Source organism: Nitrosomonas aestuarii, from assembly GCF_003046585.1.
Lineage (GTDB): Bacteria > Pseudomonadota > Gammaproteobacteria > Burkholderiales > Nitrosomonadaceae > Nitrosomonas > Nitrosomonas aestuarii.
In genome coordinates this window covers 41,184-52,945 of record NZ_QAAE01000005.1, presented here as the reverse complement: position 1 = coordinate 52,945, position 11,762 = coordinate 41,184, and the positions used below count along the sequence as shown (strand labels likewise).

At 44.5% G+C, this 11,762-nt stretch carries 10 protein-coding genes and 1 pseudogene; 8 read left to right on the top strand and 3 right to left on the bottom strand.

Annotated elements, in window-relative coordinates:
* Nucleotides 1-27: 27 nt before the first annotated feature.
* Nucleotides 28-350: pseudogene (locus C8R11_RS05965) on the top strand (transposase); the annotation flags it as partial.
* 57 nt (nt 351-407) lie between these two features.
* Here the strand turns inward: C8R11_RS05965 and C8R11_RS05960 are convergent.
* Nucleotides 408-1,292, bottom strand: a complete 885-nt coding sequence (locus C8R11_RS05960; RefSeq protein WP_107794908.1) for an HDOD domain-containing protein — start codon at nt 1,290-1,292, stop codon at nt 408-410.
* Between the two features lie 604 nt (nt 1,293-1,896).
* Here C8R11_RS05960 and C8R11_RS05955 point away from each other — a divergent pair.
* The 6 genes from C8R11_RS05955 to C8R11_RS05930 all read left to right on the top strand — a co-directional run bounded on the left by C8R11_RS05955 (nt 1,897) and on the right by C8R11_RS05930 (nt 8,414).
* Nucleotides 1,897-2,427 carry a GspH/FimT family pseudopilin gene (locus tag C8R11_RS05955; protein WP_107794907.1) on the top strand — a complete coding sequence of 177 codons (531 nt, stop codon included), beginning with the start codon at nt 1,897-1,899 and terminating at the stop codon, nt 2,425-2,427.
* A complete protein-coding gene (gene pilV, locus C8R11_RS05950; RefSeq protein WP_107794906.1) occupies nt 2,418-2,930 on the top strand; it encodes a type IV pilus modification protein PilV in 513 nt (170 codons plus the stop codon). Before C8R11_RS05955 ends, pilV begins: the two co-directional genes overlap by 10 nt.
* Nucleotides 2,927-3,742, top strand: a complete 816-nt coding sequence (locus C8R11_RS05945; RefSeq protein ID WP_244531950.1) for a PilW family protein — start codon at nt 2,927-2,929, stop codon at nt 3,740-3,742. The genes pilV and C8R11_RS05945 overlap by 4 nt, the downstream gene beginning before the upstream one ends.
* A 2-nt stretch (nt 3,743-3,744) precedes the next feature.
* On the top strand, nt 3,745-4,332 hold the full coding sequence (locus tag C8R11_RS05940; protein ID WP_244907567.1) for a pilus assembly PilX family protein: 588 nt from the start codon (nt 3,745-3,747) through the stop codon (nt 4,330-4,332).
* Nucleotides 4,333-4,370: 38 nt separating this feature from the next.
* Entirely contained in the window at nt 4,371-7,880 is a 3,510-nt protein-coding gene (locus C8R11_RS05935) for a pilus assembly protein (RefSeq protein ID WP_244907566.1), read from the top strand.
* Between the two features lie 114 nt (nt 7,881-7,994).
* Entirely contained in the window at nt 7,995-8,414 is a 420-nt protein-coding gene (locus tag C8R11_RS05930; protein WP_170841706.1) for a type IV pilin protein, read from the top strand.
* A gap of 31 nt (nt 8,415-8,445) precedes the next feature.
* On the opposite strand, the gene phoU is transcribed toward C8R11_RS05930, so the two are convergent.
* Both phoU and rpiA read right to left on the bottom strand, forming a co-directional pair.
* Nucleotides 8,446-9,153 (bottom strand): phosphate signaling complex protein PhoU, encoded by a 708-nt coding sequence (phoU, locus tag C8R11_RS05925; protein WP_090702234.1) that lies wholly within the window; start codon nt 9,151-9,153, stop codon nt 8,446-8,448.
* 66 nt (nt 9,154-9,219) lie between these two features.
* Entirely contained in the window at nt 9,220-9,879 is a 660-nt protein-coding gene (rpiA, locus tag C8R11_RS05920; RefSeq protein WP_107794903.1) for a ribose-5-phosphate isomerase RpiA, read from the bottom strand.
* A 79-nt stretch (nt 9,880-9,958) separates the two neighbouring features.
* Here rpiA and mutL point away from each other — a divergent pair, with 79 nt between their 5' ends.
* On the top strand, nt 9,959-11,761 hold the full coding sequence (gene mutL, locus C8R11_RS05915; protein ID WP_107794902.1) for a DNA mismatch repair endonuclease MutL: 1,803 nt from the start codon (nt 9,959-9,961) through the stop codon (nt 11,759-11,761).
* The last annotated feature ends 1 nt before the right edge of the window (nt 11,762 follow it).

Below are 11,762 nucleotides of genomic sequence, written 5' to 3'. Positions count from 1 at the left end.
TGAAATCGACCTCTGGCTTGTTTCCAGCTGAATGCGTTGGAAGCCAAATGGGGAAAACAGTATCCCAGTGTGATCAAATCCTGGCGAAACAAATGGGAGAATTTATCGGCTTCTTTAAATACCCTGAGCCGATACGCCGTGTTATGTATACGACAAATACCATAGAGGCGATCCATCGTCAGTTTCGCAAACTTACAAAAACCAAAGGCGGATTTCCGAACCAGAACAGTTTGCTTAAGCTGCTGTATGTCGGCATTAAAAACGCCAGCAGAAAATGGACAATGACCTTCCCAGACTGGAATTTGACATTATCGCAGCTAATGCTTCGCAGTGTTATATTTGTGCGATGAACTTCTGAATAAGCGCTGGCTAAGACAACTGCGGTGGCCGCGGTGACTGAGTGTACCTTAAGCCGCCAGATCAGTAGCGAGTGTGTCAAAATCATCCAGACAGCTATCGATCATTTGCAGCGCGGCTTCAGCATCCGGGCCAGGTATCTGCAGACATTCCAGCAATGCTGCCGTTTCTATATGATCGCATGCATCGGAAATACCCTCATTTTGTAATAAGCGATTGGCAACTGCAACCAGCTTGACATAGTGAGCATGTTGTCCTTCATAATCCGGAAAGTGATGTTCGGCAACAGCCGTTACAATTTCACCAGGTAATTGCCACGCTTCGATTAAATAGGCCCCGGCAAAATCGTGGGTAATACCGAAAACCTGGAGTTCCAGGTGTCTTGTTTCTTTTGCCGGATAGTACAGGCACAGATCGTTCAAAAAAGTATATTGTTGCGGGAGCAGGTGGCCAAAGAGTAAATATCCAAAGTTATGGAACAAACCGCATAAATATGCAAGGCCGGAATCTACGGATTGCTTCTGTTCCATCGTTTTGGCTAACTCACGGCATAGCGCTGCGCACTTGAGGGCGTGATGCCAGATACGAATGCGTCCCAGCGGCCCACGATTGGTAATTTTGAGACATCCGGCTGAAGCGACGCCAGTGGCCATATTCAACGCACTATTGAAACCGAGTGCTAATGATATGGCGTGCCATACCGAAGTGATCCGCTCCCCATAACCAAAGATTGCCATGCGCGCGTATTTCATTATGAAACTGGCCAACCCGGGGTCTTTTTCGATGATGGTGACGAGCTCATCCAAATTTGCGTTAGGGTTGTTGCGCAACAGGATGAGTGCCTGTGCCGTTTCTGGCAATGGGGGGAGTTTTTCTGGGTGCAGAAGCATTTGTTGCAGATTAGTTTTCGCTGCTTCGTTATTTCTGTTTTCCACGAGGTATGTCTCTCTATGTTTCTGTAAACAGTTTTTCGGTAGGTTTTCGGTCGCAAAGCCTGAATCAATAACACATGAATAAGATGGTTCCGATAAATTGTGATGCAGCTGCGATCGTTACTGCCTTGTAATGTGACGTGATTAAAAGTAATACGGTTGTTCAGATAGCGACAAAATAGCGATATTCTTTAACAGATAGTCAAAGAAATCAAAAGTGCGTACTTACCTGATAAAAAAATGCCCAGTAGCAGGGCTCACACAGTCTCGGCTTTATGCTTCAAGGCTGCCAGTAAACGGAGTCTGTTGTAGAAAACGATGATTACATCGTAATCGACTGATTCAATTTCTGTAATACCAGCAGCGGATCTTTTGCCTGAGTAATCGGTCTGCCAATAATCAGATTAAAATACTGGGTAACTTATTGTATAAAAATCTGTTATTACCTTTATTTAAATGAATGCCTGTTTATCTGTTTGATCTGAAGGATGGAATATAGTCAAAAATGAAAATAATGAATCGATATTAATAATAAGTAAAGTAATTTTGATTATTGACCGTAATCACACAGATAGATATTTCTAATTGCTGTCGATAAAAAAGACAAATGGAGAAAGTAAAAGACTTCACGGTGAGTGCTGGCCTCACATTAATAGAATTGCTAGTTACGTTAAGTGTGGCAAGTATTTTGCTCGCTGTTGCTGCACCTGGTTATCGAGTATTTGTGCAAGACAGTCAATTGATTACACAGATCAATCATTTCTCATCAGCAATGATGCTTGCAAAAAACGAAGCTATCATAAGAAACGGTCCCACTAGTATTTGCCCGAGTACAAATGGGACAGGCTGTACCGGTGGAACTGTCTGGTCGAATGGCTGGATAGTTTTTGCGGATGCGGATGGTGATGGCATTGTAGGTGCTGGTGAGGAGATTATTCAGGTCGGTTCTGCATTAACGGGAGGTAATACGCTGGCATCTAATGGTGCGCGGGTCACGTTTTCGGCAAGTGGCTTTTCACTTGGTTTTAATGCTACTTTTTCTTTATGCGACAGTCGTGGTGTGGCCGCCTCAAAGGTATTGGTCCTGAGTAATCAAGGCCGTGTGCGCCATGAAACAGGAACAGGCGCATGTTCATAAATAATAGACTCAACCTTGTCGGACCGAATAAGCAGCAAGGTGTCAGCATGCTTGAGGTTCTCGTAACAATTTTGGTACTTTCTTTTGGGTTGCTGGGAATGGCTGGTCTCGTGACAACCGGTATGAAAAGTAATAACACGGCGCATTATCGTTCTATTGCTGTTCAGCAAACACATGATATTGCAGATCGTATGCGCGCGAATTTGGCCGGTGTGCGTATAGGATCATATGATGCGCTATCAACAGCTATTCCTGCGAGCAATGATTGTGTTGCCGCAGAATGTGATGCTGCTCAGGTAGCGGCATATGATCACGCGCAGTGGAACGCGGCCAATTCTGTACTCTTGCCTAACGGAGTTGGAACGGTAACAGGAAATTTGGTGAATGGTTTTGTAATTGCTGTAATGTGGGCCGAAAAGGAAATGGGCGGAGGAGCTGATCCAGGGTGCCCTGGTGGTGCGCCAGCAGGAACGCGATGCTTCTTAACGAGGGTTTCTCCATGAAGATGATTAATATGAAACCAGCTCTAGCTTCAAAAAAATGCATTATCAGAAATCTGGAAAAACAGCGTGGCTTTACTTTGGTTGAGCTAATGATCGCTTCGACAATAAGTTTAGTCTTGCTACTTGTCATAGGAACGGTTTTTGTTAGCAGTCGCCAGGCTTTCCGTGTGCAGGAGGACAATGCACGTATTCAAGAAAGTGGTCGTTTCGCCTTAGAAATTCTTGGTCGCAGTATTAAGCAAGCAGGGCATGCGTACATTCCATTTGGTGGCTTCAAGGTGGCTTTCTCTGGAATAGCCATCAATGGTACAGACGGAGGAGCAGGTGTTGCAGATACTTTAACGGTTCAGTACGACGGCGCGGTAAATGACAGAGATTGTGAAGGCACTGCGGTGACACTGGCTGATGTAACTGGCGACAATAACATCATTCAAAATTATTTTAATCTCGATGCCGCCAATGCGCAGTTACGATGTCAGGGCATAATCCAGGCCGCACCGGCCGTTCCAGGTGCACCACCCTCGGGTTCAGTTTTAGTAGAAAATATAGAGGATCTTCAGATTCTTTATGGGATTGATACAAGCAGCGACCAATCTGCAAACCAATATGTTGCTGTACCAGTCGATTGGAATCAGGTGGTGACCGCCCGTGTATGTGTTTTGATTCGCTCTGACAAAACTAATATAGTTTCTGCGGGAAATAATTATCTGGATTGTAATGGTGTTGCTGCAGCTGTTCCTGCTGATAGACGTTTGAGACGTGCTTTCTCTGCCACTTTCAATTTGCGTAATCGGGTCAATATATTGCCATGATCATGAAATTCTGTTCTCGACAAGAACAGTTGGGCGCGGCTTTTGTTACCGGTCTGATTTTTTTGGTCGTGTTGACTCTGTTCGGTATTTCAGCGTTAAAAACGGCTAATATGGAGGAGCGCATGTCTGGCAATTTGCGAGACCGTAATCTCGCACTGCAGGCTGCAGAAATGACGTTACGATATGCAGAACAGCATATTCGTGATAACGATCCTGCAACAAATACCCCTAACCCAATTGACGGCGTGATCGGTTTCGATGCGACTTGTACATCTGGGTTATGCTACTACGGCGCGGGCGTTCCGGCGCCCAGTGAGCCTGGTAATCCGGGTGATCCGGCTTGGGTAACCTATTGTACACCGAACTGCCCTATTAACTATGTGCCAGGGAATGTATTCAGCGTGGATGGTGTGATTTTTACTGCGCCAGCATTACCTGCAGGTTTACTGGCGGCACCAACTTACATTATCGAAGGGATAAGGAAAACACCGCCAGGCAGTGGTGAGCGTTATTACTACCGCATTACTGTACGTGCGCAGGGCGCAAGACAAGGAACAGAAGTTCAATTGCAGGAAATTTTCAGGCCGTAGTAAACGGTCTACGGGTAATTTAGAAGGATTTTGAAATTATGAAAGAAAGTTTGATTCGTCCGCTGGTGCTTGTTTGTTTTTTCTTTATCCCTGTTTTTTTTGCAAGCCAGGCCCGTGCTTTGTCACCACTATCAAACGGTCCTCTATTTTTAGGCGGGAATATTTCGCCGAATGTCATGTTTACGCTGGACGATTCAGGATCCATGCATTTTGAAATCATGCCGGATGAATTGATTCTTCAGTCTGTACGCTACATGTTTCCTCGCGCGGATGACGTTTATGGCCCTAGCGATTACTCTAATTATGTTGTTGATTTTGATCCGTCTAATAAATACGCGGCTACTTTACGTTCCAGTAATGTTAACAGGATTTACTATAATCCCACTATAAGGTACTTGCCTTGGAGTAATGCTGACGGGTCTTTGATGAGTAATGCCAGCCCTGCCTGTGCGCCACACAACCCCATGAATACAGGCGCGGGCTGCCGCAATCTTACTGTCAACAATACACAAAGTGCGCGTTGGCTAAATGATAATGGAAGCCGCTCTTCCACTCAATCAAGAACTTTTTACCCCGCAGTGTATTTCAAATATAACGGCGGTAATGTTAATTCTGCCAGCAGTTACACGCAGATTCAAATTAAATCTTCAACGTCTTCTTACGTGGGTGGGTCAGGTCGTCTGGATTGCGTTGCAGCACCCACCTGCACTTATAATGAAGAGATTCAGAATTTTGCGAATTGGTATACTTATTATCGTTCTCGCATATTATTGGCACGTGCGGGTATCGGCAGAGCATTCGCTACGCAGGGGAATACCATGCGTGTAGGCTTCGCAGCTATTAACAAAAATTCTTCAACGATTGATGGTGTGTCGACAGCAGTAATAAAAAGTGGAGTAAGGCAATTTACGGGTGCAGACAGAACGAATTTTTTTAATAATCTTTATGACCATGATATTCCTGCTGCTGGCACACCTTTGCGGGAGGCGATGATCAGCGTGGGGGAATATTTCAAAAGAACTGATGATAAAGGTCCCTGGGGACAATCGCCAGGTTCGAATGGAGGAACACAACACGCATGCCGTCAAAACTATAACATCCTTATGACGGACGGCTACTGGACCGAGGGCTCCGTATCAGGTCTTGATAATTCTGATAATCAGTCCGGTTCGAGTATCACAAATCATTCTTCACCGGCAGTTCCGGCAACTTATACTTATACGCCGTCTCTCCCTTATGCGGATGCTTATAGTGACACATTAGCGGATGCTGCAATGAAATATTGGAAGAATGATTTGCGCACAGATTTGCCCAACAATGTGCCGACTAATCCTTCAGACCCTGCATTCTGGCAGCATATGGTTACTTTTACAGTGGGATTAGGGGTTAGCGGATCGCTGAATGCGCTGCCATCAGGGTCGGAGTCATGGCCAAATCCAACTGCAAGTGATGCGGCTAAGATAGATGACCTGTGGCATGCTGCCGTTAATAGTCGCGGGGACTTTTTCAGCGCGGCTGATCCTAACACATTTGCAGATGCGTTATCTAATACGCTTTCTACTATAATTGCAAGGACAGGTTCAGCATCAGCGGTGGCAGCCAATTCCAATTCACTGATGACGAACGGACGTATTTACCAGGCAAAATTTAACAGTGGCGACTGGAGTGGGCAGTTATTGTCCGTTCCGATTGATGCTAATGGTACTCTGGGTGCTACCGAATGGGAAGCCGGTTCGGTTTCACTTGCGCCCGCTTCTGTTAATCCTGTAACGCGTGTTGTGCTTACCAAAGGTAATACTGATGGTGTTGCATTTGAATATGCCAATCTGACGACCGCTCAAAAAAACCTGCTTGATAAAAATGCTGCGGGTAGTGTCGATAATTGCGGCCCGGAAAGAATTGCTTTTTTACGTGGTGGCAGCACGCATGAGGGGGCGGGTGGAACATTCAGTTGTGCGAGCGCGTCTACCGTGAATAAATTCCGGACGCGTACTACGAGTAAGCTTGGAGATATTGTTAACTCAGGGCCTTTCTATGTGGGTAAACCCAGTGCTGGCTACTCCGATGTAGACCATCCTGGCTATGCTGCCTTCAGTGTTGCATTTAAAAATCGTCTTCCGATTGTTTATGTTGGTGCCAATGACGGCGTTTTGCATGGTTTTAATGCTTGTATTCCCGGTGTTACACCGGGTTGCAGTGCCGCGGATGCCGGCAAAGAATTGATAACGTATATTCCCAGTATGGTTTATGATAATTTAAGCCGATTGACTGACAAGGATTATCATTCTGGACACCGTTACTTTGTTGATGGCTCTCCCATGGTGGCTGATGCATATATCGGTGTTACAGCAAGTTGGAAAAGCGTGCTCATCGGCAGTCTAAACGGTGGTGGCAAGGGTTTTTATGCGCTAGATGTTACTAATCCGTCGGATGCATCGCAATCAGCGCCTACTTTTACTGCTGCTAATGCTGCTAATTTGGTTCTTTGGGAATTCTCAGATGCCGATGATGTTGACATGGGCTACAGCTACAACCAACCGCCTGTAAATCCATTTACAGGTCAGGCCAAACAAATTGTGAAAATGAAAAATGGTCAATGGGCAGCCGTTGTCGGGAATGGATATAACAGTAATAATGGTAAGGCGGTGCTTTATATTCTTTTCCTGACAGGCGGAGAAGACGGTAGCTGGACACTCGGCACAGATTATATCAAGCTTGTAGCCAGTACAGGCTCTGGTAATGGTCTTTCAACACCGATGCCATTCGACTCAGATGGGGACGGTTCAGTCGATGTCATTTATGCGGGTGACATCAAGGGTAATGTATGGAAATTTGATGTGAGTTCTGCTGCACCTTCGAGTTGGAATGTGGCGATCGGTGGTCTGCCGTTATTTACTTCAGGAACTGGTAAACCCATTATTGCGCCGCCAGTAATCAGTCTGCATCCAAATGGCGGCCAGTTGGTTTTATTTGGTACAGGTAAGTATTTAGAGACGGGCGACACTACAAGCACTGACGTCCAAACTATTTATGCAGTTTGGGATCATAATACTTCAACAACAGTCAATGTCGGAGAATTGGTGCAGCAAGTAATTACAGATGCTTCGGTCAGAACAGCTACACAGAATCCAGTATCTTATTCAGCAACGACAAAAGGTTGGTACTTTGATTTGCCTGTGAGTGGTGAGCGATTGACAGGGATTCCCGGTTTAGAAGATGGCCTTTTTACTTTCGCAACGATTATTCCTTCCACATCTCCATGCGACTTTGGTGGAAGAGGGTTTGTGAATACAGTTGATTTCTTAACTGGTGGAATGCTTCCCTTTCCTGCATTTGATATTAACAGAAATGGCATTATTGGATTTAATGATGGCTTATCAGCAGGTGTGGAGATAGGTTTTTCTGTAGGTGGTGTCACAAGGATTAGAGGGCACCTGGATGATGTTTTGATATCTTCAAGGGCCGATGGTACGTTAGTCAAGACACCTGCCACAAAAGGGCCTGCGGGACTTCGCGGACGAATTACCTGGCGAGAGCTCATACAATAGCAAGCGAAGGATACAGGATGTATCTGCAGTGCATTATCTATATCAAGTAACGCCGTTGGCAGAACAATCAATGGAAATTAGACAAAATTAAGGTGAATTGATATGAGATTGAGTATGAAATCAAACAGATTAACGGGTTTCTCCCTGATAGAGCTGATGATAGCTATAGCTATTATAGGCATTATTGCCGCTGTCGCTTTACCTTCTTACCAGAACTATGTAAGACAGTCGAACCGGGCTGTGGCCAAAACAATACTTCACGAAAACGCGCAGTTTATGGAGCAGTTTTATACAGAGAACAATCGGTACGATCAAAATTTGGCTGGTAATGCCGTGGCACTGCCAATTACCCAGTCACCCAGAACGGGCGCTGTTCAATACAACGTTACTCTTCAGGCCGTCGGTAACGCAACATTTACGCTACAGGCAGTGCCGGCCGGCACCATGGCAGGTGACGTCTGTGGAACGCTTACACTGACAAATACAGGGTTGCAGGGTGCCGGAGGTAATGTTGCGGATTGCTGGAATCGATAATTTTCTTATACATCTGAATGTGATAATTTGATTATTCCCGTATTTTTCGTTCAATTTCTTCTGCTGTGACATGGCGTACATCTTTTCCTTTTACCATATATACAACATATTCAGACATATTCTTTGCATGATCGCCAATTCTCTCAATTGCTTTGGCAACAAATAAAATTTCTATCGATGTGGATATTTTACGCGGATCTTCCATCATAAATGTAATCAGCTGACGCATAATTGAACGGAATTCTTCATCGACGAATTCATCCTGACGTACTATTTGGGCGGCTGAATTTGGGTCTAGTCGCGCGAAGGAATCAAGGGCTTTTTTTACCATATCCATGGCGATGCTGGCGACATGCTTGATCTCAGTAAAACGGGGTGTCTGCAATCGGTCTTTCGTATAAATCAGTCTTGCCATTCTTGCAATTTTTTGCGCCTCATCCCCGATACGTTCGAGATCTGTAATGGTTTTGATAATCATCACGATCATGCGTAAATCAATCGCGGTCGGTTGTCTGCGAACAATAATCTGGCTACAGATTTCATCAATTGCCACTTCCATTGCATTGACGCGGTGATCATATTCAATGACCTGGTCAATCAATTCGTCATTGCCGGTCGTAAGTGCTTCCATGGCGCGTTCTATCTGTTCTTCTACAAAACCACCCATCTGTAAAACACGTGTGCGTGCTTCTTCAAGGTCGGCGTCAAATTGTTTGGAAAAGTGTTCTTTGTTAACCATGGGTTGCCTTTCTTAGATATTAAGTATATCTAAAGTGTGATGTGTGAAATGTTCAAAACGTCATTTTTAGTAAGATATTGTTTTGACGCCTTCGACTGTCCCTAATAATAAAATATCAGCGGCGCGTTGTGCAAAAAGACCGTTTGTTACAATCCCGGTTATCTGGTTAAGTTTTGTTTCCAACTCAACAGGGTTTAGTATCTGTAAGTTGTGCACATCCAGAATGATATTGCCGTTGTCAGTAATAAAATTCTGTCGCAATGCAGGCTGACCACCTAATAACGTAATTTCGCGCGCCACATAGCTGCGTGCCATTGGAATTACCTCTATGGGTAGTGGAAAGTTGCCGAGTATATTCACGAGCTTGGTTTCATCGGTGATGCAGATAAACTTCTTAGCAACGGCCGCTACAATTTTTTCGCGAGTGAGTGCGCCACCGCCACCTTTAATCATATGTAAATGCTCCGTAATTTCATCTGCACCATCTACATAAACTGGCAGGTCGTCGACATTATTTAAGTCAATGACTTCAATGCCATGGGATTTAAGGCGTTTGGCCGTAGCATCTGAACTTGCCACAGCCCCATCTATTTTATGTTTTATTTTGGCTAGTTCATCTATAAAATAATTTGCGGTCGAACCGGTTCCTACACCAATAATGCATCCGATTGGGACATGCTTGATAGCAGCCTCAGCAGCTGCCCGTTTTTGTTCATCTTGTGTCATTGTTTATAATTATCAACTAAAAATTAATATAATGCGTGTAGATCATTATAATGTTTATGTTTTGTAATTGTACAATTTTATGGCGACTATTAAGCCCCTTCCGGAATTATTAATTAATCAAATCGCGGCTGGTGAGGTTGTTGAGCGTCCGGCTTCAGCACTCAAGGAAATTATAGAAAACAGCATTGATGCTGATGCAACCAGGATTGCTGTGCAACTTTTGCAAGGTGGCATCAAACAGATGCGTATTGCCGATAACGGTGTCGGGATTGCCAAAGATGAGTTAATGGCCGCATTAACGCGTCACAGTACAAGCAAGATCAGTACCTTAGAAGACCTGCAGAATATCACGAGCTTAGGGTTCCGGGGCGAAGCACTGGCCAGTATTTCAGCTATCTCAACTTTGACATTAACAAGTCAAAAAGCAGATCAGGTTCATGCATGGCAAGTACAGGTCGATGGCAGGTCAATTACGCAGCCTCAGCCAGCTTCTTTAACCAAAGGAACGGTGGTGGATGCATGTGATTTATATTCAAATATTCCCGCAAGACGAAAATTCCTGAAAACTGAAGCTACCGAATATGCGCACTGTGAAGAAGTAGTTAAGCGTATGGCTTTGGTACGGCCAGATATTGAATTTTCTTTACATCATAATGGGAAGCTTCGCTATCAATTTCGTGTCGCGGATATATTACAGCGCATTGAATCGGTGTTGGGCGATGAATTTGTACAGTCAGTTTCGTCCATAGATGAGCGGGCTGCTGATATACATATTCATGGCGTTGTTGCTTTACCAGCTTATTCACGCGCATCACGTGACAAACAATATTTCTTCGTAAATAATCGGTTTGTGCGCGATAAGCTGATATCGCATGCAATACGAGAAGCTTATCGGGATGTGCTGCATTTGGATCGTTATCCCAGTTTTGTCTTATTTCTGGAAATAAATCCTGCAGATGTGGATGTTAACGTGCATCCGACAAAAACCGAAATCAGGTTTCGCGATCCACGCGCTTTGCATCAATTCATTTTTCACTCCATCAATAAATCATTATCTGCGTCATCCAGAGAAGTGCAAGCTGGTTTGACTGATACCATTATCACTAAATCTATACCACATTATCCAAAGCATCATTCGATTAACACGGAGAAAATCGCGCAATCGACGGGATTCTATCAATCTTTATTGGGTGCTGCAGACAAGGATTTCAATATTTCTGGTGCAGACATAGAAACGGAAACGTCCCTTAAGCGTGAAACATCAGAACTGACTTCAATAGCCAATGAAAAACAGAATTTTCCACCACTTGGCTTCGCATTGGGGCAATTGCATGGTGTATATATACTGGCGCAAAACAATAATGGTTTAATTATTGTGGATATGCATGCTGCGCATGAACGCATTATGTATGAAAAACTGAAGACAGCGATGGATGGTCATGCTTGGGCATCGCAACCACTTTTGATCCCGGTTACCTTTGAAACGGATCGTACGGATGTTGTATTTGTTGAAGAAAATCTGGGGGTGTTTGAACAAATCGGATTTGAGCTCGCAGTGCTGTCTCCTACAACATTAGCAGTTCGCGCGGTGCCGGCAATATTGCAAAAAGCTGATGTCGTCAAACTAATCCATGACTTGCTGGGTGAAATGCGTGATTATGGCGCCAGTCAGGTTTTGACGGCCAAGCGTAATGAAATGCTTGCAACAATGGCTTGTCATGGTGCGGTTCGGGCTAACAGAGTGCTGACAATTGCTGAAATGAATGCATTGTTGCGCGAAATGGAGGCAACTGAGCGTGCTGATCAATGCAATCATGGGAGGCCAACCTGGTTTGAAATGAGTATGGCAGGTCTGGATAAAATGTTTATGCGTGGAAAGTGAA

Excerpts from the sequence above, each read along its gene's own strand:
- C8R11_RS05955 (WP_107794907.1), top strand. The coding sequence starts at position 1,897 with ATGGAGAAAGTAAAAGACTTCACGGTGAGTGCTGGCCTCACATTAATA.
- pilV (WP_107794906.1), top strand. The coding sequence starts at position 2,418 with ATGTTCATAAATAATAGACTCAACCTTGTCGGACCGAATAAGCAGCAA.
- C8R11_RS05945 (WP_244531950.1), top strand. The coding sequence starts at position 2,927 with ATGAAGATGATTAATATGAAACCAGCTCTAGCTTCAAAAAAATGCATT.
- C8R11_RS05940 (WP_244907567.1), top strand. The coding sequence starts at position 3,745 with ATGAAATTCTGTTCTCGACAAGAACAGTTGGGCGCGGCTTTTGTTACC.
- C8R11_RS05935 (WP_244907566.1), top strand. The coding sequence starts at position 4,371 with ATGAAAGAAAGTTTGATTCGTCCGCTGGTGCTTGTTTGTTTTTTCTTT.
- C8R11_RS05930 (WP_170841706.1), top strand. The coding sequence starts at position 7,995 with ATGAAATCAAACAGATTAACGGGTTTCTCCCTGATAGAGCTGATGATA.
- phoU (WP_090702234.1), bottom strand. The coding sequence starts at position 9,153 with ATGGTTAACAAAGAACACTTTTCCAAACAATTTGACGCCGACCTTGAA.
- rpiA (WP_107794903.1), bottom strand. The coding sequence starts at position 9,879 with ATGACACAAGATGAACAAAAACGGGCAGCTGCTGAGGCTGCTATCAAG.
- mutL (WP_107794902.1), top strand. The coding sequence starts at position 9,959 with ATGGCGACTATTAAGCCCCTTCCGGAATTATTAATTAATCAAATCGCG.